This window comes from Nocardioides sp., from assembly GCF_036274455.1.
Lineage (GTDB): Bacteria > Actinomycetota > Actinomycetes > Propionibacteriales > Nocardioidaceae > Nocardioides.
In genome coordinates this window covers 21848-44116 of the sequence record NZ_DASUFR010000054.1, presented here as the reverse complement: position 1 = coordinate 44116, position 22269 = coordinate 21848, and the positions used below count along the sequence as shown (strand labels likewise).

The window sequence follows — 22269 nt, the reverse complement described above, 5'->3', positions numbered from 1 at the left end:
CTAGCCGTTGGCCCACTCCAGGAGCCGCTCCTTCGGCCAGGTGTTGACGATCCGGTCCGGGTCGATCCCGGCCTTCTCGGCCCGCTCCGCGCCGTACCAGAGGAAGTCGAGCTGGCCGGGCGCGTGGGCGTCGGAGTCGATCGAGAAAAGGCAGCCGAGGTCGCGGGCGAGCTCGAGCAGGTGGGTCGGCGGGTCGCGCCGCTCGGGGCGCGAGTTGATCTCGACGGCGGTGTTGCCATCGACGCAGGCGCTGAAGACGGCCGTGGCGTCGAACTGGGACTGCCCGCGCACACCGCGGGCGCCCATCACCATCCGGCCGGTGCAGTGCCCGAGCACATTGACCCGGGGGTTGCGGACGGCGGCCACCATCCGCCGCGTCATGTCCGCCTTGTCCATCTTGAGCTTGGAGTGGACGCTGGCCACGCGCAGGTCGAGCCGGTCGAGCATCTCGTCGGTCTGGTCGAGGCTGCCGTCGTCGAGGATGTCGACCTCGATGCCCTTGAGCAGCGTGAACGCGCCGTCCGCCCGGGACGACAGATGCTGGTTGACCGCGTCGACGACGACCAGCTGCTTCTTCAGCCGCTCGACGCTCAGCCCGTTGGCCACGGTCAGCCGCGGCGAGTGGTCGGTGAGGACCTGGTAGTCGTGGCCGAGCTCCATCGCGGTGAACGCCATCTCCTCGATCGGCGAGCCGCCGTCGGACCAGTCCGAGTGGGAGTGCAGGTCGCCGCGGAGCCTGGCGTGCATCTCGCGGCCCCCGTCGACGAGCGGGCCGCCGTGCTCGGCCTCGAGCGCGGCCAGCCGCTCCGGCAGCTCGCCCCGGGCCGTCGCGGTGATCACCTTGGCGGTGCTGGCGCCCACTCCCGGGATCTCGGTGATGGTCCCGGCCTCGACGCGCGCGCGGACCTCGTCCTCACCCAGGGGCAGGATCGCCGCGGCGGCGTTGCGGTAGGCCCTGACCTTGTAGGTCTCCTCGCGCCCCCGCTCGAGCAGGAACGCGATCCGGCGAAGCGCCGCGACCGGTCCACCGTCGTACGCCTCCGCCACACCAGTCACCCTAGGAGGCCGCGCCGACGAAATGTGGCGGGTCAATTTTCGTCCACAGCACGTGCACTCTCATTTGCGCAGGTCAGCACCGGAAACGGAGGCGGCATCCACCTGTTGTCCACAGTGTGGTGCACGCTCCCACGGCGTGTCCTCCACGTGTCCACCGGGTTGTCCACAGCTTTGTCCACACGGTCATCCACAGGGGCACCCCCCGAGGCATTGCCCCGGCCGGCGCCGAGTGCCTAGCGTTCCCCTCCAGACGAGGCCCCCGGGCCTGTCGGAGAAGATCCGCAAGGGGAAGGCGGGTCTCCACCGGCAGACACGGGGGCTCGTTTCACGTCGTGCTCGTCAGTGACCGCGGAAGGTCGGGGCGCGCTTCTCCTGGGCGGCGCGGATGCCTTCCTGGAGGTCGTCGGTGGCCAGGGTGATGGGCTGGGCCATCGCCTCCCACTGGAGCGCGGTCTCGAGGTCGCGGTGGCCGCCGTCGAGGAGTGCGAGCTTGGTGAGCCGGCTGGCGATGGGGGCGGTGGCGGCGATGCCGTCGGCGATCGCGAGGACGTCGGCGAGGAACCTCGCCGGGTCCAGGACCCGGGAGACCAACCCGATGCGGAGGGCCTCGTCGGCGTCGACGACCCGGCCGGTGAGCAGGAGGTCGCGCGCGTGCGCCTCGCCCACCACCTCGGGGAGCAGGAAGGTGCCGCCCATCCCCGCGTGCATGCCCAGCTTCACGAACGGCGCCCCCAGCCTGGCGCCGGCCGCGGCATAGCGCAGGTCGCAGGCGAGCGCCAGGCACAGCCCGGCGCCGATCGCGGCGCCGTTGACGGCCGCGATCGTCGGCACCTCGAGCGAGCGGATCGACAGCCAGGCCCGATAGAACGGCAGCATCCGGCTGCGGAGCTCCTCGACCGTGGCGTCGGGCTCGCTCGCGATCCAGGAGGTGTTGCCGCCCGAGCAGAAGGCCGAGCCCGCGCCGGTCACCACGACGGCACGCAGCGAGCGGTCCGCCGCCAGCTCGGCCACGGCGGCCACCCACGACGAGGTCATCTCGTCGGACATCGCGTTGCGCATGTCGGGGTTGTCGAGGGTCAGCAGGGCCACGCCGGCGGAGGGCCGCTCCAGCCTCAGGTGCTCGTAGGCGGACATGGGCGCACCCTACTGAGCCTCGTTCGCGGCCGCCCCGAGCGGATTCACCGGCCAATAGGCCTGACAAAGACCGAAATTCGGCGCGCCGAGCGCCTGACACGGGTTGAGGCGGGGTTGCAGTACGGTCGAAACGGCTCGAGGGCCTGTCCCGAGAGCCTCCGGCGGGCTTCCCCCTTCCCGGGGAACCGGAGAGTCCCCGCCGCGACGACCGAACGGAATACGAGCAAGGAGGCCGTCATGGCGGAGACCTGGAGCGGCGAGTTCTACTGCGTGAAGTGCAAGGAGAAGCGCGAGGCCTCGGGAGAGGTCCGGGTCAACGACAAGGGCACCCGGATGGCTCAGGCGTTGTGCCCCGTCTGTGGGACCAAGCTCAACCGCATCCTCGGCAAGGCCTGAGCAAGGCTCACCGCCACGACTTCGGCCTGCTGCCCCGGGCGGCAGCAGCGACTGCACACGACGGCGCCTCGGCTCCCAGCCGGGGCGTCGTCCCATGTCCGGGCCTGTGGAGAGCCGGCGACGCCCGGCCACGATCCGTGTGACCGTGGCCGGATGACCACCACCCCACCGAAGAACGCGCGGGGCGCGCGGACCCGCGCGACCTGGGCCCTGCGCCCCGGAGTGGGCCTGGCCCGGCGCGACGCCGGGCTCCTCCAGCTCGGCGTGGACCCGCCGTTGGCGGCGGTCGTTCCCGACTCCGACGCCGTCCGCCTCCTGCTGGTCGAGCTGGCGCACGGCGGCCCGCTCACCACCCTCGGCCCGCTCACCGCACCGATCCTCGATGCGTTGGTGGCCGCGGGGCTGGTCGTTGCCCACGACACCGACTCCGAACGTCGTGCGCGGCGCACCAGGTGCATGCTGCGCGTGGACGCGCCGGACGACGTACTGTCCGAGCTCGCCGAGCTCGTGGAGGCGGCCGGACTGCGGCTCTCCCCCGCCTCGTCCCGGGCGACAGCGGCGCTGCTGTGGACCGAGGGCGAACCCTCGCGAGACCGGGTCGACGGGTGGGTGCGGTCCGGCACGCCGCACCTGGTGGTGCGCGAAGGTGCCGGCGGAGTCGTGGTGGGCCCCTACGTCGTCCCGGGCCACACCGCCTGCCTGCGCTGCGTGGACGCCCATCTCGGGGAGCACGACCCGCGCCGGGCGCTCGTGGTCGAGCAGCTGGCGACCACCCCTCCCCTGCGGCCGGCGGTCCCGGACCCGGTGCAGCGCGCCCTGGCCGTCGCCTGGGCGGTCCACGACCTGGCCGCCGCGGTGGACGGCGACCCCCCGTCGACCTGGTCGGCCACCGTGGCGCTGGCGGCCCTGCCGCCGGTGGTCACGACCTACCGCCGGCACCTGCACTGTGGCTGCGCCTGGGGCGATGGGCTGGTCGAGCGGGTGGGGTGAGTGAGCACGGCCCGGTGGGGTTCGGTCCCGGCCTCAGTTGCGGAGCTTTCGACACGCTCCGTCGGAGCCGACCTCGTTCGTCGGTCGGCTCCGGTCGCTGCTCAACCACCATCGATCTGTCGGAGCTCGTTCCTCGCTCCGACCGATCACCAATACTCGCTGTCGAGCTTGCCCTCCATCGACCGGAGGTTCTCGCGGGAGCAGGTGTCACAGAAGGTCCGCGGCCGACCGTTCTCGACCGCGGTGCTCCACGTGAGCGTCTTGGCCTCATCGGTCTCCTGCCGCCCGCAGAAGTCGCAGGTCTTCACGGCTCGAACCTAGCGGGCACCGGGGCAGCGGTGACCTGTCAACCTCCATGCAGGCGGTGTGGTTGCCGATCCACCGCCGCCTCGGCGTGTCGGCGGGACAGCCCGGGGGGCGGTGACCTCTGAACGCCTGGACCGTGGCGACCGGTTGACAGCTCACCGCCGCCAAGAGCGGAGCGGGGAGTCACAAGAGCCTGAAATGCGCAGGAGCCGGGCACGACCATCGGTGGTCGTACCCGGCTCCTGGTTGGCACCCGCGATCAGGGTGTCCCTGCAGAGGGCCGCTGACGGCGGCATCCCATTCGGGTCTTACAGAGCGCGGGCGAGGGCGAGACGCGCCTGCTGCGCAGCCTGCTCGGCCTTGCGGCTGAGCCGGCGGGCGCGGACCAGCTGGTGGCCGCGCCGCAACTGTTGCGCCTCTCCCAGGCGCGCGGACATCTGCGCGCGCGCCAGGTTCTCGTTCATGAGATTCATCTCGGTGCTCCTGGTCTTGAAGGTCTGGCTCATTTGGTGTCTTGGTCTTTCTCGGAAAGGGACGCGGCCGTCGGATGACGGACGCCTCGTGGCTGCCTACGCGGCCACCTCGTTCTTGCGGGGGCGGCCACGCGGACGCTTGCGGGGGACGACGACTCCGTGGATGAAGAGCTGTCCACCCCAGACGCCCCACGGCTCACGGCGCTCGAGGGCGCCGTCGAGGCAGAGCGAGCGCACCGGGCAGTCGACGCACAGGGCCTTGGCGTACTCCACATCGCTCGGCGACTCGGCGAACCACAGCTCCGGGTCGTACACCCGGCACGGCAGTGTCGCCTCGTCCGCCTTGCCGGCCTTGTCGTGGAGGTTGCCCAGACTCGGCTGGTCGGCGCCAAGACCTCGTGAGTCCGCTGTGCGGTCGAGAACGCTGATGGTCATGTCCTGTTTCACCTCCTCTGCTCACCTTGATCGCGGATGTTCGGGTCATCTGGTCTGCGATGGGATCCCGGCGCGGTCTCTCTGGTTGTGAGAAACAGAAAGGCCGCGGATCCCTTGTCGGGTTCCGCGGCCTGGAGGCTGCCGATCAGTTGCTCTCAACTGGACGGTGGACTCCAGGCACTGGTCCCCGGGACGTAGCCGGCAACGAGGCCCATGTCGCCCTTGGGGGCGGCCTGGCGCTCGCGCACGACGAACGTCGTGCCGAAGCCGGCGAGGGACACGTCGGAGGCGTGGCCACAAATGGGCGCGCCAAAGTACGACGGGATGATCGCCGGCATCTGGTTCGAGCTGAACTTCATGTCCACACCTCCTTCTGGTTCCTCGGGCGCTGGGTTTGTCAGACCCGATGTGCGCGCGTCTTCGACTGGACGGACAACGTACCGCCGCGCTCCGGTAAGGAGCAATTGATTTTATGGGTATTTCTCGACAATTTTCTGCCATCGCGCCCGATCGGGTCACCCGACGAGCTCGAGCAGCTCCTCGCCGTACTTGTGGAGCTTCTCCTTGCCGACCCCGCTGACCGCGAGCAGCTCGCGGGTCGAGCGCGGGCGGCGCGTGGCGATCTCCTCGAGGGTCGCGTTGCTGAACACCATGAACGCCGCGATCTCCTCCTCGCGGGCGCGCTCGGTCCGCCAGTGGCGCAGCCGCTCGTAGAGCTCCTCGTCGTAGGGAGCAGGGCAGTCGGCACACCGGCGGCGGGCCTTGTCGGCGGCGGTCTGCAGTGGGCGACCGCACTCGAGGCACATCCGCGCACCCTTCGCCTTGCGCGACTTGGGGAGCGGGAGCGTCTCCTGGGGCAGCAACGGCGTCAGGAACCGGGACGGCTGGCGGGAGGCGCGGCCCCCGGGGTTGCGGGCCATCGCCCAGGACAGTGCGAGGTCGCGCCGGGCCCGGGTCATGCCGACGTAGAGCAGTCGGCGCTCCTCCTCCAGCTGGGCGGGCGTCTCGGCGTAGGTGATCGGCAGCGTGCCGTCCTGGAGGCCGCAGAGGAACACCGAGTCCCACTCCAGCCCCTTGGCGGCGTGGAAGGTCGCCAGCGTGACGCCGTCGGCAACAGGGGCGTGCTGCTCGGCCGCCCGGCGGTCGAGGTCGTCGACGAACTCCGCGAGCGTGCCCCCCGCCGCCGAGAACTCCAGCGCCTGGTCCATGAGCGCCTGCCACGACTCCCAGCGGTCGCGGGTCTGGCCGCGCGCGGACGGCGCCTCGGGGGTCCAGCCCATGCCGGCCAGGATGCCGCGGACGGTCTCGAGGACGTCCTGCCCCTCGCCAGAGCGGGCCGCGCCGCGTATCCGGGTCACCGCTTCGCGCACCTCGGGCCGGTCGAAGAACCGCTGGGCGCCGCGGACGACGTAGGGGATGCCGCGCGCCGAGAGAGCCTCCTCGAACGCCTCGGACTGGGCGTTGATGCGGAACAGCACGGCGATCTCGGTTGCCTCACGGCCCTGCTGGCGCAGCCGGAGGATCCGCGCGGCGACCGACTCCGCCTCGGCGACCTCGTCGGGGTGGGCGTCGTAGGTGACCTCCGGGCCCGCCAGCTGTTGGGCGCGGAGCTCGACACCCTGGCTGGGCGTGCCCTCGAGCAGGGTGTTGGCCGCCCGAACCACCTGGGGGCTGGAGCGGTAGTTGCGGACCAGCTCGACCGAGGTGGTGCCGGGGAACTTGGCCGGGAAGCCGCGCAGGTAGTCGGCGTTGGCGCCGGCGAAGGAGTAGATCGTCTGGGCCGGGTCGCCGACCACACACAGCTCGTCACGCCCACCAAGCCACAGGTCGAGCAACGCGGACTGGAGCGGTGAGACGTCCTGGAACTCGTCGACGACGAACCATTTGTACTGCCGGCGGACCTGGGCGGCCACCCGCTCGTCGTCGGCCAGCATCCCGGCGGTGAGGAGGAGGACGTCCTCCATGTCCATGCGGCGCTGCTCGCGCTTGACCTCCTCGTAGGACTCGAAGACCCGGGCAACGACCTCGGGCGTCTGGCCGGCCACCGAGCGGCCGCGCGCCGCGGCGACCTCGGCGTACGACGACGAGCCGACGTTGCTGACCTTGGCCCACTCGATCTCCGAGGCCAGGTCGCGCAGCAGGGCCTGGTCGGTGGTGAGCCCCTGTCGCCTGGTGGCGGCGGCCAGGAGGCCGAGCTTGGACTCCACCAGCTGGGGCAGCTCGGTGCCGTGGACGTGCGGCCAGAAGTAGCGGAGCTGTCGCAGCGCCGCGGAGTGGAAGGTGCGGGCCTGGACGCCGCCGGCGCCGAGGCCGCGCAGCCGGCTGCGCATCTCACCGGCCGCGCGGGTGGTGAAGGTCACTGCCAGCACCTCGGCCGGTGCGTAGACGCCGCTGGCCACGCCGTAGGCGATGCGGTGCGTGATCGCGCGGGTCTTGCCGGTGCCGGCGCCGGCCAGCACCCGGACCGGGCCGCGCAGGGCCTCGGCGACCTGGCGCTGCTCGGGGTCGAGCGCGGACAGCAGGTCCTCAGCGGCACCCTGAGACGACAAGGAACAACTCCGGGGGGTGGGTGGTTGAAAGATGTACGGCGGCGGATACCGTCCGCACGCGATCACGATAGAGCCCGGAGGCGACAGTCCCTGATGTCCGACAGCAGCACCACTCATGACGCGGGTGTGACCATGTACAGCACGCAGTGGTGCGGCTACTGCCACCGCCTCAAGAGCCAGCTCGACCGCGAAGGGATCGCCTACGACGTCGTCGACATCGAGGAGCACCCCGAGGCGGCGCTGATCGTGGAGTCGGCCAACAACGGCAACCAGACCGTCCCGACGCTGGTCTACCGCGACGGCACGTCGCAGACCAACCCGTCGCTCGCCCAGGTCAAGGAGAAGCTCGCGTCGCTCGACGCGCTTGCCTCCTGAGCTGCGGCTCTGCGGTGGCTCAGAGGTAGAGCGCCCGGATCCGCGGGTCGCGGAGCGTGTCCTCGCCAGCCATGTGCTCCAGGCAGGTGATCAGCCCATCGACCGGGGCCGCGCCGAGCTCGGAGACCAGCCGTCGCTCGAACTCGAGGTGGAACGCGCGCGCCGTGCGCAGCGCCCGCTCCCCCTCGTCGGTGAGTGACACCAGCCGGGCCCGCCGGTCGTCGGGGTCGGGCCGGCGTACGACCAGCCCGCGACGCTCCATGTCGTCGACGATCTGGGCCGCCCCCTGCTTGCTGATCTCGAGCCGGCCGGCCAGCGCGCTCACGGTGCACGGCTGGTCGGCCAGCGCCCGGAAGACGTAGCCGTCCGACCGGCCCAGCGCGTCGACTCCCGCGTCGGCCAGGGCCTCTCGGAGCTCCTCGACGAACCGCTGGTAGGCCAGCGCCAGCAGGATCCCGAGGTCATGGCCTTGCCGGATGTGGGTCACGGCTCCATGATAGACAAGCACGCTTGTTCAAGCGTGCTTGTCTATCATCTCAGGGAGTCAGTCCATGACCGTCATCCGCGCCACCGAGTCACGCACCTTCGAGCTCCCCGGCGTCCGCTTCTCGGCGTACGCCGCTCCGAGCCGGGGCTGCCGGGAGCTCTGCACGTGGCAGATCACCGTGGCCCCGAACCACGACGCCGCGCCACACACCCTGGACCGCGACGAGACCTTCCTCGTCCTCTCCGGTCGTCTCCGCGTGACCCCGGACGGCGAGCTCCTCGAGCCGGGCGACGTGGCGATCGTCCCCGCGGGCGAGCCCATCTCGGTGGTCAACCCGGGGCCGGAGGACGCGGTCGCCTACGTCGCGATCGCGGCCGGCTTCACCGCGACCACCGCCGAGGGCGAGCGGCTCCAGCCGCCGTGGGCGCAGTGAGCGCCCTCACCACTGGCCGGGCAGCGGCCCGCCGTACCAGTGCTCGACGAGCGACCTGCTGATCGAGACACCGCCCGGCAGCACGAGTGAGCCCGCCTCGGCCTCGGCCTTCATCTGGGCGCGGGTGAACCACCGCGCGTCGTCGAGCTCGACGTTGTCGACCTGGATCTCGGTCGAGACCGCGCGGCCGATGAAGCCCAGCATCAGGCTGGCCGGGAGTGGCCAGGGCTGGTTGCCGAAGTAGTCGACGTCGCCGACGACGACACCGGTCTCCTCCAGCACCTCGCGGCGTACGGCGTCCTCGAGCGTCTCCCCCGGCTCGCAGAAGCCGGCCAGCGTCGAGTACCGCCCCTCCGGCCAGACCGCCTGGCGGCCGAGGAGGCAACGTTCGTCGTCGCTTCCGGGCTCGCCCGAGGTGACGACCATGATCACCGCGGGATCGGTGCGCGGGAACTGGACGTGGTCGTTGGGACAGGCCAGCTCGTGGCCCGAGGCCCGTGGCCTGAGCGGCTCACCGCAGCGCGGGCAGAACCGCGTCACCCACATCCACTCGGCCAGTCCCAGCGCGTGGAAGACGAGCGGAGCGCTGGCCAGGGTGTCGTCGGCCAGGTGGGGCAGGAGTCCGCGCAGCGGGAGCCACTCGTCCTTCGCCTCCACGGAGGCCTCCGGACCGGTGATCACGGCGAACCACGAGCGGCCGTCGTGCTCGCCCAGCAGGACCCGCAGCCCGTCCGGTGCGTCCTGCGGGGACACCCACGGGATCCGGCCATCGACGGGGTGGACGCGGGTCCCGGCGACGACCAGCACCTGGGTGTCCGGATCGGCCCACCGGTCCTCGAGCCACGCCTCGTCATGACGACGGGCGGCGAGTCGGTCGTGGGCGCCGCTGGCCAGACGCAGGTGCTGGTACTCCACCCGTACGACGCTAATGGGCACCGCCGGACCTCCGTCGGGTGGCCCCGACGAACCTCCAGCGGCACCCACTAGTCTCCGGCCGGTGAGCATCCACATCGGGGCCGCGGCCGGCGACATCGCCCCGCTCGTCCTCATGCCCGGAGACCCACTGCGCGCGAAGTGGATCGCCGATACGTTCCTCGAGGACGCGCGTTGCTACAACGAGGTGCGCGGCATGCTCGGCTTCACCGGCACGTGGCGGGGCCGGCCGGTGTCGGTGCAGGGCTCCGGGATGGGCCAGCCGTCCCTGGCGATCTACGCCACCGAGCTGTTCCGCGACTACGACGTGCAGTCGATCATCAGGGTGGGCTCGGCCGGCGGCCTGCGCGAGGACGTCAGGCTGCGCGACATCGTCATCGCCTCGGGCGCGTGCACCGACTCGAGCATGAACCGGATCCGCTTCGAGGGGCTCGACTACGCCCCGGTCGCAGACTTCACGCTGCTCTCCGCCGCCGCCACTGCAGCCGGTGCTCGCGACGACGTGCACGTGGGGCTGGTCTTCAGCGCCGACTCGTTCTACGCCGCTCGCCCCGAGCTGCTGACCAGGATGGTCGAGCACGGCGTGCTGGCCATCGAGATGGAGGCCTCAGCGCTCTACACGATCGCCGCCGGCCACGGCCGCCGAGCGCTGGCGGTCTGCACCATCTCCGACCATGTCGTGACCGGGGAGGCCACCCCCGCCGAGGAGCGCGAACGAACCTTCGGCGACATGGTCGAGATCGCCCTCGAGGCCGGCCTCTCGGTCTGACCCGGCCACCTCCCCGCCGGCGGGTCGGCATGGACTAACCCGGTGGCCGCGCGTGTTCACCTCACGTGGAGGTCCTCGACGCGGTGGTGATCGGAGCCGGGCAGGCGGGGCTCTCGGCGTCGTACCACCTGCAGCGCCGGGGCATCGCGCACGTCGTGCTGGACGCCGACGAGGCGCCGGGTGGTGCGTGGCAGCACCGCTGGGACTCGCTGACCATGCGCGACGTGCACGGCATCGCCGCGCTGCCGGGATCCGCGCCGCCCGAGCTCTCGGGTGAGCGGGCGAACGTCGCGGTGCCTGCCTACTTCGCCGACTATGAGCACACCCACCACCTGCCGGTCGTTCGGCCGGTCCACGTCGACGCCGTCACCGAGGCCGGCGACGGGCTCCTCCAGGTGCGCGCCGGCGTCCGGCGGTGGCTCACGCGCACCCTCGTGAACGCGACGGGGACCTGGTCGCGGCCGTTCGTCCCGTCCTACCCGGGAGCACGGAGGTTCCGCGGCCGGCAGCTGCACACGCACGACTACCCCGGTCCGGAGCCGTTCCGCGGTGCGCGGGTGGTGGTCGTGGGCGGGGGTGCGTCGGCCGTGCAGCTGCTGGGAGAGATCGCGCCGGTCACCGACGACACGCTCTGGGTCACCCGCCGGGAGCCGGTCTGGCGGACCGACGACTTCACCCCCGAGGTCGGCCGCGCGGCGGTCGCGCTGGTCGAGGAGCGAGTACGCCGCGGCCTCCCACCCGCCAGCGTCGTGAGCGTGACCGGACTGAAGCTTCGCGACCAGGAGCGCGAGGCGGAGCGGCTCGGCGCCTACGAGCGGCACCCGATGTTCACCTCCATCGAGCCGGACGGCGTGCGCCTGCCGGACGGTCCGCTGTGGCCGGCCGACGTGATCTTGTGGGCGACGGGCTTCCGGCCCGCCGTGGGGCACCTGGCTCCCCTGCACCTGACCTCGGAGCACGGCGGCATCCAGCTCGACGGCACCGCGTCGGTCACCGACCCGCGGATCCAGCTGGTCGGATACGGACCGTCGGCGAGCACCATCGGCGCCAACCGCGCCGGCCGGGTCGCGGCCCGTGGCGTGGCGGCGTGGCTCGATCGCGAGGCCGAGGCGATCGGAGCCTGACGACTCGTCTGTTGGCTGCCTCGGACCCTGCTCTCAGTGGCCCAGACGAATCGCCGACTCCAGCACGGCCCGGTCGGGCAGGTCGGGCGGCTCGACCGTCGTGCCCGTCCGGACGTAGTGGAAGGCGGCCCGCACCGTGTCGAGCGGCACGCCGCGAAGCTCGGACCAGGCCAGCCGGTAGAGCGCGAGCTGGAGCGGGTCGGCGTCCTCGTGACGGTTGGTCTTCCAGTCGACGAGGAGGAAGCCGGTGGCTCCGTCAGGGGCGGGGTCGTCGTAGACCGCGTCGATGCGGCCCCGCACCACCTGGCCCGCCAGGACCAGCGCGAAGGGCGCCTCGACGGCGAGCGGGACGCGGTCGGCGAACGGGCCCTTCTCGAACGACTCGATGACCGCGTCGAGGTCGGCGTCGTCGTCGATGCCGGTGTCGTAGCGCCCGGGCAGGTCGTCGGGGTCGAGCAGCGGCTGCTGGCCGAAGCGCGCCTCCACCCAGGCGTGGAAGGCGGTCCCGAAGCGGGCGGACCGCGACGGCGGCCGCGGCATCGGCCGGGCGAGCTCCTGCGCGAACGTCTCGGGGTCGGACTGCAGCCGCAGCAGCGCGGTCGCCGACAGGCTGCTGGGCAGCGGCACCGCGATCGACGTGCTGCGCTCCGCGCGCGCCTCGGCCAGGAGCCGCTCCAGCTCGGCGTCCCACTCGGCAACCCGCGCGGCTTCCTCGAGGTCGAGGTCGTGGTCCTCGGCCGTCGGGTCCGCGGCCCGGACCAGCTCGGCGGCCTCGAGCCGGCGCAGTGCCTCGACACCCGGGCCCCCCGGTGGCCAGGGGCGCGACGGGTCCTCATCGAGCAGTGGGTTGGTGACGCCCTTGGCCGGCTTGTCGAGCCACACGGGAGCCGGCTCGCCCCACTCGGCGAGCAGGTCGCGGACGACGGTCTGGTAGTCGGACGGGCCGTAGGCCGTGGGGCGCGTGCCCCAGCAGTAGGAGGTGACCGACAGCCGGTGCGCGGCCCGCGTGAACGCGACGTAGCCGAGCCGCAGCTCCTCGGTCGCGTCGTGGGCCCGGGTGTCGGCGCGGTAGGCGTCGAGCGCCTGCTTGTCGTGGCCCTCGAGCTGCGGCAGGTCGGCGGCGTCGCCGCGCAGTGGTGCGGGCAGCACCGCGGGCGAGGAGGTCCACAAGGTGCGCGACCGGTTGGACGGGAACCGGGTCTCGCAGACGCCGACCAGGAACACCGAGTCCCACTCCAGCCCCTTGGACCGGTGCACGGTCAGCAGCTTCACCGAGTCGGCCGCGGTGGGCGTGGCGATGTCGAGGCCGTTGCCCTGGTCGTCCTCAGCGGTGAGGTAGGCCAGCAGGGCGGCCAGCGACACGTCGCCGTCGACCGCCTGGAAGTCGGCCACCGCCCGCACGAACAGGTCGAGGTTGTCGCGCCGCGCCGCCGCGGCCGGGCTGACCGCCGAGGCCAGCTCGACGTCGGCGCCGGTGGTGTCGATGATCCGCCTGACGATGTCGAGCAGCGGCTCACCTACGTGGGCGCGGAACATCCGCAGCTCGCCGGCCAGCAGCGCGAACCGCTCGAGCGCCTCGGGCGAGTAGGGGTAGTCGGCGGGGTCGCCGGGATCCACCATGGCGTCGTCGAGGCACGGGATCTCGGCGGGGTCGATCCCGTCGGCGATCTGCACCAGGTGCGCGTCGAGCGTGGCCGGCTCCGGACCCCGCCCGCGCTGACCGGCCAGCTCCGCGGCGCGCAGGCTGAGCAGCCGCAGGTCGCGCGGCCCGATCGCCCAGCGCGGCCCGGTCAGCAGCGTGAGCAGCGCGTCGTTGCGGGTGACGTCGTGCATCAGGTGGAGAACGGCAACGATCTCGGCCACCTCGGGCAGCCGGAGCAGGCCGGAGAGCCCGACGATCTCGACCGGGACGCCGGCGCCGGTCAGCGCGTCGAAGACCTCCTCCGCGTGCGCGTTGTCGCGGGTCAGCACCCCGATGTCGGACCACTTGCCGGTGTGCGCCTCGATCACCGCGGACACCAGCGCGGCCAGCTCGTCGCGGTGGGTATCGAAGACCGCGGCGGTGACGACTCCCTCGAGCGCCTCGGGCTTGGCCTCGAGCCCGGCGACCGCGGCGTGCCCGGCGTAGAGCGGCTCCGCGAGCCGGTTGGCGGCCTGGAGGATCCGCCGGTCGGAGCGGCGGTTGACCGTCAGCGGATAGGTCGGGACCCGCCCCGACCGGGCGGGGAAGGTGTCGGCGAAGTTGAGGATGTTGGACACCGAGGCGCCACGCCAGCCGTAGATCGCCTGGTTGGGGTCGCCGACAGCCGTGACCGGGTGGCCGCCGCCGAACAGGCGGCCCAGCATCGTGGCCTGGGCGACGGAGGTGTCCTGGTACTCGTCGAGAAGGACCACCTTGAACCTCGAGCGCTCCAGGGCGCCGACCTCGGGCTGGTCGCTGGCCAGCCGGGCGCCCAGCTCGATCTGGTCGGAGAAGTCCATGACCCCGAGGTCGGACTTCATCCGGCGGTAGGCCTCGACGAGCCCGAGCAGCTCGCGGCGCCGGTCGATCGCATTGACGGCCTTGGCCACCGCCTCGAGGTAGGTCTTGCGGTTGCGGCCCGCCTGCTCGGCCTCGAGCGCGCGCACGAACCCGGCCCGCTCGCCCTCGTCGAAGGCACGCACGTCGTCGGGGGCGACCAGGTGCTCGCTCATCGCCGAGTCGAGGGCGAGGAGGTTCTGGATAACGGTCTCGGGGTGGTCGCTGAGCAGCACGATCTCGCCGGTGTAGCGGTCGACCACCCGGGCGCCGAGCTGGTAGCGCGCCGCATCGGTGATGACCCGGGTGTCCGGCTCGTGGCCGATCCGCAGACCGTGGTCGGTGAGCAGGCTCGCGGCGTAGGCGTTGTAGGTCGCCACGGTGGGCTCGAGGACGTCCTCGCCGTCGTCGCCGGTCTCCTCCAGCGCTCCCGCGTCGCGCAGCGCCTGCCGGATCCGGGTGCGCAGCTCACTGGCCGCCTTGGTGGTGAAGGTGAGCCCGAGCACCTCCTCGGGCCGGACCTGGCCGGTGAGCACGAGGTAGACGACGCGCGCGGCCATCAGCGTCGTCTTGCCCGAGCCCGCTCCCGCCACCACCACCGAGGGCCCGAGCGGCGCGGTGATGGAGGCCCACTGCTGGTCGCTGGCCTCCCACGGCGTCTTCATCGCGGCGGCCAGGTCGGCCGGCGACTCGATGGGGCGTACGGCGGTCACTGGCGCACCACCGGCCCGGCGCTCTTGATCGGGCAGACCGGCACGAAGGCGCAGTCGCGGCAGTGGTCGCCGGCGATCGCCGGGAACTGCTCGGCCCGCACCTGGGCGGCCGTCCAGTCCAGCCGCCGGCGCAGCTCGTCGCGCTCGGGCCCGTCGTCGGGCTGCTCGGGCTGGGCCTGCACCTCGGCGTCCGGGCCGCCGTCGGTGAGCCCGAGCTGGACCAGCTCGGCACCACCGGCGCGCGCCCCACCCGGAGGCAGCCCCTCGAGGCCGTCGATCGCACCGTGGTCGACGGCCAGCTGGTAGAGGCCGAGCTGCACGTTGCCCCGGACCTGGGGACCGCTCGGCTTGGTGCGACCGGTCTTGAGGTCGACGACCACCACCCTGTCGTCGGACCCGAGCTCGAGCCGGTCCGCGAAGCCCGTCAGCCGGACCTGCTCGCCGGTGGGCAGGTCGAGCACGGCGTGGAAGCTGCTCTCGACGCCGATCACCCGTCGTGGGTTGGTGTGGTGCCAGTGGAGGAACCGGCCGAGGGCCGCCTGGACCCGCTCGAGCTCCCGGGCCCGCGCCCATGGCGTGCGGAACTCCATCCGGTCCCAGACCGCCTCGACGTGCTTCATGAGCACGGGGACGTCGGAGGGACCGGCCTCGAGCTCGCCGGCGGCGATGCGCTGGGCGATGGCGTGCACGATCAGGCCCATGTTCTGGGACTGGTGGGCGCGGACGACACCGCCGGCCTCCCGCGACAGGAACCACCGCGTCGGACAGATCGCGAACGCGTCGAGCAGGCTGGCAGAGACCGGCACCGGGGCGTCCGGGTCGCGCACCGGCCTCACCGACCGGCTGGCCGCGCGGGTGCCCCACCAGGACGACGGGTCGGCGATCACGACCTCGGGCGCGAGCCGGGCAAGCCGCCGGGCGGCCGCGGCCCGGAGCGCGTCGCTCGCCGACGGGTCGGCGGCGGTGCGCCGCAGATCGCTCACCAGCCCGGCCATCGACAACGTCCGGGCCGGCCTGCCCTCGATCTTCTCGACGGTCACGCCCAGCTCGTCGAGGAACCGCGAGGGCTGGTCGCCGTCGTCATCCGGGGAGGCCACGGCGGTCACGACGAGCCGTTCGCGGGCCCGGGTGCAGGCGACGTAGAAGAGCCGCCGCTCCTCCATCAGCGTCTCTCGCGCGGTGGTCTCGGGCACCAGGCCGTCGGACCCGATCCGGTCGGCGCCGAGCAGGGACGAGCGCCGCCGCAGATCGGGCCAGCCCTCCTGCTGCACGTGCGCGACCACGACCAGCCGCCACTCCAGCCCCTTGGCGCGGTGCGCGGTCAGAAGGCGTACGGCGGCCCCGCGCGTCCCTCGCTCGGCGAGCGTGTCGGCCGGGATCTGCTGCGCCACGAGCGTGGCGAGGAACTCGCGAACGCCGACGTGGTCGCGGGTCTCCTCGGCCCGCGCGGCCGACTCGAAGAGCGCGCAGATCGAGTCGAGGTCGCGGTGCGCCCGGCGGGCGGACCCGCCGCCCCGCTCGACGGCTCGCCGCAGCCGGACCGGCCAGCTGGTGCCCGACCACAGCGTCCACAGCAGCTCCTCGGCGCTGGCGCCCGCGTCGAGCTGCTCGCCGGCGCGCCGCACGAGCTCGGCGAGGGCGCGGGCGCGCTGCGCCTCGGGACCGTCGAACCCGACGAGCCGGGCGGGGTCGAGGACCGCCTGGCGCACCAGCTCGCGCGAGGGGGTGGGCAGCCGCTGCTCGGCCTGGGCCCGCTCCTTCTCGCGCTGGCGGAGCAGGCGCGCCAGCCGGCGCACGTCGCCCGCGTCGAGGCCGCCCAGCGGCCCGGTCAGCAGCGCCTCCGCGCGGGCCGCGTCGACGTGGTCGACGTGGTCTGGGTCGTCGTCGTCGAGACTGAGCACTGCCCGGAGGGCCTCGATCAGGGGCAGTGCCGCCGGGTCGCGGACCAACGGCAGCTCGTCGCTGGTCACCTCGACCGGGACGCCGGCGGCCCCGAGCGAGCGGCGCAGCGGCGGGATCGACTGCCGGCCCGACCGCACCAGCACCGCCATCTCGTCCCACGGGACGCCGTCCTCGAGGTGCGCCCTACGGAGCAGGTCGGCCAGGTGCTCGGCCTCGGCCCGGTCGCTGTCGAAGGTCTTGACGACCACCCGCCCCTCGCCGTGGGGCCCGGCCTCGGCCGTTGGCGAGAGGAAGGCGGCCCGGGCCTCGTCGCCGATGCTCCCGGGCAGGCCGATCCGGCCGGCCACGCGCTGGGCCGCGGTGAGCAGCCGTGGCCCGAACCGCCTGGTGGTGCCGAGCGCGACCACGTCGGCCGGCCGGCCGTCCGCGTGCGAGAACACCGCGGGGAAGTCGAGGATGCCGCGGACCTCGGCGCCGCGGAAGGCGTAGATGGACTGGTGCGGGTCGCCCACCGCGACCAGGTGGCGGCCGTCGCCGGCCAGCGCGCGCAACAGCGCCACCTGCCCGGAGTCGGTGTCCTGGTATTCGTCGACGAAGATGTGGCTCAGCTCGGCGCGCAGCTCGTCGCGATGGGTCCAGGCCTCGATCGTCGCTCGCCGGATGAGGTCGGCGTAGTCAACGGCACTGCGGCTGTCGAGGATGTCGAGGTACTGCTCGAGGAAGGCACCGGCCGCGACGAACTCGGGCAGGTCGTGCTCCTCGCCCAGCCGGCGCAGCGCGTCACCGTCGAGCCCCTTCTCCCGCGCCCTCGACAGGACCGCGTGCACCTCGCCGGCGAAGCCTCGCGTGCCCAGGGCCAGCCGGAGCGAGTCCGGCCAGCGCACCGACTCTGGGTGGTCATGGAGCAGCTCGCGCAGCACGACGTCCTGCTCCGGCGCGGAGAGCAGCCGCAGCGGGCCGACATAGAGCTGAGCCGGGGCGTAGCGGCGGATCAGCCCATAGGCGAAGGAGTGGAACGTCGAGCCGATGCTGACCGACATGGTGCGGCCGACCCGGGCGGCGACACGGTCGCGGAGCTGCTCGGCCGCCTTGCGGGAGAAGGTGAGCGCGAGGATCCGGTCGGGATGGGTTCCCTCGTCGATGCGCCGGACGATCGCCTCGACCAGCGTCGTGGTCTTGCCGGTGCCGGGGCCGGCCAGCACGAGCAGCGGCCCGGAGGCGTGGTCGGCGACCCGCTGCTGCTGCTCGTCGAGGACCGGCGGTGTGACGGTGTGGGAGGACCGGACCAGGTGGTAGGTGGTCGCGGTCTCCGTCACCGGGCTACTTCATCACAGGGCATCGACAACCGCGGTGGCCAGCGCCTGGCTCTTGGGGAGGTTCTCCTCGTCGCTGCCGGAGAACGCGTACCACTGGGCGAAGAAGGACCTGTCCCCGATGTAGACCCACATGCTCGCGAACGAACCGCTGAACGCCCGGTCGCCGATCCCGGGGACGTCCTGGGAGCTGTCGTCGCGGGCCGAGTCCGCGGCCGCGGCGTTGGGGTAGATCGTGACCGTTGCCGTGTCGGCGGGGTTGTCGGGATCCTCGGACTGCCAGACGCAGCTGGTGAACGAGCCGCCGGTGATCGCGGGTCCGGAGCTGGGCATCCCCTGCTTGACCGGGCTGCCGACGGCGGCGGCGACCTGGTCGGTGGTGAGCAGGTCGCAGGCCGCGACGTCGCCGTCCTCACTCGCGTCCGGGGTGGTGCTCGCGGTGGTGCTCTCAGTGCTGCTCGGGGTGACGCTCGGCTCGCCCCCGGCTGACGATCCGCTGTCGGAGTCGTCACCCCCGCACGACGTGAGAGCGACGGTGGCGACGAGGACGAAGGGCACGAACGCGCGACGAATGCTCACGGCCCGGAGACTATGTCGCCGCGCGGGGTCGGGCCGCGGCTCTCGTCCCGGTCCGGTCCCGAGTCTTGTCCGGTCTTGTCCCGCGTGTTGTCCCGGGTCGCGCCCGTCCCGCCCTCCGGCTCTGCCACAGTGCTCCCATGAGCGCGGGGACCGCCCAGCCCGTTGGCACGACGCGGCGTACGGGCTGGTGGGTGGCGGTCACCGCAGTGAGCGTGGTGGTCATCGGGATCACCATCACCTGGGCGTTCTTCGTGATGCGCTCGGTGATGGACGTCGGCGGGGCGTGTGCCGACGGAGGCCCCTACGTGAGCGCGCAGCCGTGCCCCGACGCCGCGTGGCTGCTCCCGGTGGCCGTCCCGGTCATGCTGCTCACGGCCATCTTCGGTTCGATGGCGGCGACGACGGTCAACGCGCCGAACCTGCTGATCCCGATGTGGGCCCTGCTGTTCGGCTCGCTCGGCTGGAACTTCCTCGAGTACGCCTTCATCGGCCCCGACGTGGTCTGGGGCTGGCTGGTCTGCGGGGTGCTGTTCTGGCTGATGGCCGCGCCGGCCGTGTTCCTGATGCTGGTCGCGGTCAAGAACGCCGTGGTCCCGCCGCGGGAGGAGCGGTCCTCCGGTGCGCGCTGGTGGGTGCCGGCGTACTCGGCGCTGTTCGCGGTGGGCTTCCTCATCGGGGCGTGGAGCTACGACGCGATCAGCTGACCCGGAGGGTCAGTCGATCGGTCGCTCGTTGTAGACGCCCGCCTCGACTTGGCCGGTCAGCCCCTGGATCTCCGTCATGACCTCGTCGGTCACCTCCCGCCGGGCCCGGCCCAGCGGAACGCCCTCGAACCGGCCGGCGACCTCGATCGGCTTGCCGAACGCCACCGTGATCGGCACGATCCGCGGCCGGCTGGACCCCACCGGCTGGACCTTCTCGGTGCCCTTGATGCCGACCGGCACGACGGGCACGCCGGCGGTCAGGGCCAGGTGAGCGACCCCGGTACGGCCGCGGTAGAGCCGGCCGTCACGCGACCGGGTCCCCTCGGGGTAGATGCCGAACGCCTCGCCGCGGCCGAGCACGTCGAGAGCGATCTCGAGGCTGGCGATCGCGGCCTTGGTGTCGTCGCGGTCGACCGGCAGCATCCCGAGCCCCTCGAACCAGACCCGCGAGGCGAGCCCCTTGACGCCGCTGCCGGTGAAGTAGTCGGACTTGGCCAGGAAGACGACCTTCCGCGGCACCACCGAGGGTATGACCACGGAGTCGACGAAGCTGAGGTGGTTGCTGGCCAGGATGACCCCACCGGAGCGGGGCACGTGCTCGAGACCGTGCACCGTGGGCCGCCAGATCGCCCGGAGCGCCGGTGGCAGCACCGCGTGCATCACGTCGTAGAGCACGATGAGAGTCTGGCCGCTCCGAGGCCATCCGCCAATGATTCGTCTGTCGAGCCGAGCGAGAGGCTCCCGGTGGGCGGAGGAAAGGCGAAGGGCCCGAACAAGTATGAGTTGTTCGGGCCCTTCTTGCGCTTCCACCGAAGTGGCTGCGCAGAAGAAGTTGTATGCCCCCCGGATCCCACCGCGCAAGGGGGCGGCCGAACATTCTTCCGGTTCCACAGGTTCCTCCACCGACGGCGGCCACTTGTCCACCGATCAGCCGGACTTGTCCACAACCTCGGGCAGGACGGCGGGCTCCGGCTCCCAGAACGCCCGGGCCATGTCGACCGCGCCGGAGGGTCGCAGCGGGGTGCCTTCGTCGAGGTAGTGCGGACGCGCGTTCTCCTCGTGGCTGGGCGGCAGCGACCCGTCCGCGCGCACCACCCGCCACCACGGCACCGGCCCGCCGTGCCGGGCCATGACCGCGCCGACCTGGCGTGGGCCGCCACCGACCACGGCCGCGATCGCGCCGTAGGACGTCACCCGGCCCCACGGGACCGACTCGACGACCGAGAGCACCAGCTCGACGTACTCCTCCGGGTCGGTCCGGCTCATGGCTGCTCCTCCCGGACCGTCACCGCGACCGCGGCGACGATGCAGACCACCACCGCGCACACCAGCCCGGAGACCCAGATCCCCGGGGGTTCCGGGCGGCCGTCGACCGCGAGCGCCACCAGCCAGACCAGCGGCGCGGCGACCCCGACGCCCGCGGCGCGGCGCAGCCAGCGTCGCAGCAGCTCGACGCCGACCGGGAGCCGCGCCGGGCCGTAGGAGAGCAGCACCGATGCGACGTGGGCCGCGAGGAGGAGGAGGGCTGCGGGGACCGCGCCGACCGGTACGCCGTCGTCGGCGGCCAGCATCCACCAGAACACGACCAGGCCCAGGCACATGGTCCCCAGCGCGGACTCGGGCATCGCGGCGAACCCGATCGAGAGCACCACCGTGAGGGCGAGGAACCAGCCGCTCGGGCCGTCGTCCGGTCGCGCGGCGAGCATGGCCAGCACCGGCGCAACGAGGACGACGCCGCGCAGGACGAACCGGGCGGGGGTCTCGCGGGAGAGCAGCTTCACCAGCCTCCTCACCGGGCCACCACCTGCGGAACGCCACGGCGACGGCTCAGCCGGCGCAGCACGTCGTCGAGGGTGCCGGCGCCGCGCCAGGCGATCACGGGGCAGCCGAGTGCGGCCAGCCCGGCCAGCACCTGGTCGCGCTCGAGCTTGCGCATCCGCCAGGCCAGCTCGGCCAGCCGCGGGTCGACCCCGTCCGGCACCATCGGGCTGACGCCGGGCGGAAGCGTGTCGACGACGACCACCGGCAGCCCACGCTGGACCAGGCTCGCCGTCGCGGTGACGATCGCCTGGCCCAGCATCGGCGAGAACACGAACACGACGCTGCCGCCGGTGACCCGGAGCTGCAGCCGGTCCACGACGCCGCGCGGCAGCTCACCGGCGCGTACGCCGGCCAGCACGTCGAGCAGGCACCTCAGGTGACGAGTGCCGGCGCCGTACCCCAGCAGCCCGCCGTCCCCGCCCACCACGCGCAGGCCGACCCGGTCACCGGTGCGGATGTGGTGCTCGGCCACCGCGGCGGCGGCGCGCACGCCCTGGTCGAGGCTGCTGGCCGTCCCGTCGAGCCCGTCGGAGCTGCCGTGGTCGCCGAGCGCGTCGACGACGAGCAGGACGCCGCTGTCCTCCTCGGCCGGTGAGGTCGTGACGTGCAGCTCGCGGCTGCGCACCGAGACGCGCCAGCTGATCCGGCGGAGCCGGTCGCCGGGACGGAACGGCCGGATGTCCGCGAACTCCACCCCGGCTCCCAGCCGCGGGGATCGGTTCACGCCGACGAGCCCGACCGGACGGGGGGTGTCGGCGCGCGAGTCGAACCGGCGGGTCTGCGGCAGCACCCGCAGGGTCTCGCCTGGCAGTCGCACCGGCCCCCACCGGTAGCCGGCCCACGGGGCGGTCAGGCACACCTGCTCCTCCCCCAGCGCCCGGCGGCCCCAGCGCCGCGGCCCGATCTCGATCGTGGGGGGTGCGTGCGTGAGCCCGGCGGCCAGGCCGGTGGGTGGGTGCAGTGCGATGTAGGGAGTCGGGGCCATCAGCCGGGCGACGTGCTCGACGTCGTCGTCCTCGTCGAGGACCAGCCGGGACGTGGTGCCCTGCCCCTCGTGCAGCCAGCGGTGGTCGAGCATGGCGCGGACCGAGGGGCTGGAGTCCGGCCGGTGCAGGAGGCCGAAGCAGGCGAGCACCACGAACGGCGCCCCGAGCACCATCACCGCGGGCGCGGCGCCGATCACCGACGTGACGACCGCCAGGGCCCCGACCACGACCGCGCGGGCCAGTGCTGGGGTCGGCCGCCAGCGCCCCGTCACC

General features: G+C 72.7%; 23 protein-coding genes. 7 read left to right on the top strand and 16 right to left on the bottom strand.

Annotated features, from left to right (window positions below):
• The gene (locus tag VFV89_RS05185; protein ID WP_329704844.1) at positions 1-1047 is read right to left on the bottom strand and encodes a PHP domain-containing protein; all 1047 of its coding nucleotides are present in this window, start codon (positions 1045-1047) and stop codon (positions 1-3) included.
• Between the two features lie 348 nt (positions 1048-1395).
• On the bottom strand, positions 1396-2190 hold the full coding sequence (locus tag VFV89_RS05180; protein ID WP_329704843.1) for an enoyl-CoA hydratase/isomerase family protein: 795 nt from the start codon (positions 2188-2190) through the stop codon (positions 1396-1398).
• A 237-nt stretch (positions 2191-2427) separates the two neighbouring features.
• Between VFV89_RS05180 and VFV89_RS05175 the strand changes: the two genes are divergently transcribed.
• Positions 2428-2586, top strand: a complete 159-nt coding sequence (locus tag VFV89_RS05175; RefSeq protein WP_329704842.1) for a DUF5679 domain-containing protein — start codon at positions 2428-2430, stop codon at positions 2584-2586.
• A gap of 153 nt (positions 2587-2739) precedes the next feature.
• Positions 2740-3576 carry a TOMM precursor leader peptide-binding protein gene (locus VFV89_RS05170; protein ID WP_329704841.1) on the top strand — a complete coding sequence of 279 codons (837 nt, stop codon included), beginning with the start codon at positions 2740-2742 and terminating at the stop codon, positions 3574-3576.
• Positions 3577-3722: 146 nt separating this feature from the next.
• Here VFV89_RS05170 and VFV89_RS05165 read toward each other — a convergent pair whose 3' ends face one another.
• From VFV89_RS05165 to VFV89_RS05145, 5 genes are all read right to left on the bottom strand, one after another.
• Complete coding sequence (locus VFV89_RS05165) at positions 3723-3884, bottom strand: hypothetical protein (protein ID WP_329704840.1); 162 nt, start codon at positions 3882-3884, stop codon at positions 3723-3725.
• Between the two features lie 306 nt (positions 3885-4190).
• A complete protein-coding gene (locus VFV89_RS05160) occupies positions 4191-4388 on the bottom strand; it encodes a hypothetical protein (RefSeq protein ID WP_329704839.1) in 198 nt (65 codons plus the stop codon).
• Between the two features lie 63 nt (positions 4389-4451).
• Positions 4452-4790: a WhiB family transcriptional regulator gene (locus VFV89_RS05155; RefSeq protein ID WP_329704838.1), complete on the bottom strand. Its 339-nt coding sequence runs from the start codon at positions 4788-4790 to the stop codon at positions 4452-4454.
• Positions 4791-4945: 155 nt separating this feature from the next.
• On the bottom strand, positions 4946-5149 hold the full coding sequence (locus tag VFV89_RS05150; RefSeq protein WP_329704837.1) for a hypothetical protein: 204 nt from the start codon (positions 5147-5149) through the stop codon (positions 4946-4948).
• Between the two features lie 156 nt (positions 5150-5305).
• Complete coding sequence (locus VFV89_RS05145; protein ID WP_329704836.1) at positions 5306-7339, bottom strand: ATP-dependent DNA helicase UvrD2; 2034 nt, start codon at positions 7337-7339, stop codon at positions 5306-5308.
• Positions 7340-7471: 132 nt separating this feature from the next.
• Between VFV89_RS05145 and VFV89_RS05140 the strand changes: the two genes are divergently transcribed.
• A complete protein-coding gene (locus tag VFV89_RS05140) occupies positions 7472-7714 on the top strand; it encodes a mycoredoxin (RefSeq protein WP_329704835.1) in 243 nt (80 codons plus the stop codon).
• 19 nt (positions 7715-7733) lie between these two features.
• Here VFV89_RS05140 and VFV89_RS05135 read toward each other — a convergent pair whose 3' ends face one another.
• Positions 7734-8201: a MarR family winged helix-turn-helix transcriptional regulator gene (locus tag VFV89_RS05135; RefSeq protein WP_329704834.1), complete on the bottom strand. Its 468-nt coding sequence runs from the start codon at positions 8199-8201 to the stop codon at positions 7734-7736.
• Between the two features lie 64 nt (positions 8202-8265).
• On the opposite strand from VFV89_RS05135, the gene VFV89_RS05130 reads away from it, so the two are divergent.
• Positions 8266-8634, top strand: coding sequence for a cupin domain-containing protein (locus tag VFV89_RS05130; protein WP_329704833.1), 369 nt, complete (start codon positions 8266-8268; stop codon positions 8632-8634).
• A gap of 6 nt (positions 8635-8640) precedes the next feature.
• On the opposite strand, the gene nudC is transcribed toward VFV89_RS05130, so the two are convergent.
• On the bottom strand, positions 8641-9549 hold the full coding sequence (gene nudC, locus VFV89_RS05125; protein ID WP_329704832.1) for an NAD(+) diphosphatase: 909 nt from the start codon (positions 9547-9549) through the stop codon (positions 8641-8643).
• 82 nt (positions 9550-9631) lie between these two features.
• Between nudC and deoD the strand changes: the two genes are divergently transcribed.
• On the top strand, positions 9632-10336 hold the full coding sequence (gene deoD, locus VFV89_RS05120; protein WP_329704831.1) for a purine-nucleoside phosphorylase: 705 nt from the start codon (positions 9632-9634) through the stop codon (positions 10334-10336).
• Positions 10337-10401: 65 nt separating this feature from the next.
• On the top strand, positions 10402-11460 hold the full coding sequence (locus tag VFV89_RS05115) for an FAD-dependent oxidoreductase (protein ID WP_329704830.1): 1059 nt from the start codon (positions 10402-10404) through the stop codon (positions 11458-11460).
• Positions 11461-11493: 33 nt separating this feature from the next.
• On the opposite strand, the gene VFV89_RS05110 is transcribed toward VFV89_RS05115, so the two are convergent.
• From VFV89_RS05110 to VFV89_RS05100, 3 genes are read right to left on the bottom strand one after another with little or no spacing between them, the layout of a single operon-like run.
• A complete protein-coding gene (locus VFV89_RS05110; RefSeq protein WP_329704829.1) occupies positions 11494-14691 on the bottom strand; it encodes an ATP-dependent DNA helicase in 3198 nt (1065 codons plus the stop codon).
• Positions 14688-17909, bottom strand: coding sequence for an ATP-dependent DNA helicase (locus VFV89_RS05105; protein WP_329704828.1), 3222 nt, complete (start codon positions 17907-17909; stop codon positions 14688-14690). Before VFV89_RS05105 ends, VFV89_RS05110 begins: the two co-directional genes overlap by 4 nt.
• 12 nt (positions 17910-17921) lie before the next feature.
• Positions 17922-18485: a DUF3558 family protein gene (locus VFV89_RS05100; protein WP_329704827.1), complete on the bottom strand. Its 564-nt coding sequence runs from the start codon at positions 18483-18485 to the stop codon at positions 17922-17924.
• 137 nt (positions 18486-18622) lie between these two features.
• Between VFV89_RS05100 and VFV89_RS05095 the strand changes: the two genes are divergently transcribed.
• Positions 18623-19189, top strand: coding sequence for a hypothetical protein (locus VFV89_RS05095; RefSeq protein WP_329704826.1), 567 nt, complete (start codon positions 18623-18625; stop codon positions 19187-19189).
• A 9-nt stretch (positions 19190-19198) separates the two neighbouring features.
• Here VFV89_RS05095 and VFV89_RS05090 read toward each other — a convergent pair whose 3' ends face one another.
• From VFV89_RS05090 to VFV89_RS05075, 4 genes are all read right to left on the bottom strand, one after another.
• Entirely contained in the window at positions 19199-19864 is a 666-nt protein-coding gene (locus VFV89_RS05090; protein ID WP_329704825.1) for a lysophospholipid acyltransferase family protein, read from the bottom strand.
• Between the two features lie 252 nt (positions 19865-20116).
• Positions 20117-20455 (bottom strand): MGMT family protein, encoded by a 339-nt coding sequence (locus tag VFV89_RS05085; RefSeq protein WP_329704824.1) that lies wholly within the window; start codon positions 20453-20455, stop codon positions 20117-20119.
• A complete protein-coding gene (locus tag VFV89_RS05080; RefSeq protein ID WP_329704823.1) occupies positions 20452-20970 on the bottom strand; it encodes a hypothetical protein in 519 nt (172 codons plus the stop codon). The genes VFV89_RS05085 and VFV89_RS05080 overlap by 4 nt, the downstream gene beginning before the upstream one ends.
• A gap of 8 nt (positions 20971-20978) precedes the next feature.
• Positions 20979-22268 carry a DUF58 domain-containing protein gene (locus VFV89_RS05075; RefSeq protein WP_329704822.1) on the bottom strand — a complete coding sequence of 430 codons (1290 nt, stop codon included), beginning with the start codon at positions 22266-22268 and terminating at the stop codon, positions 20979-20981.
• Between the last annotated feature and the right edge of the window lies 1 nt (position 22269).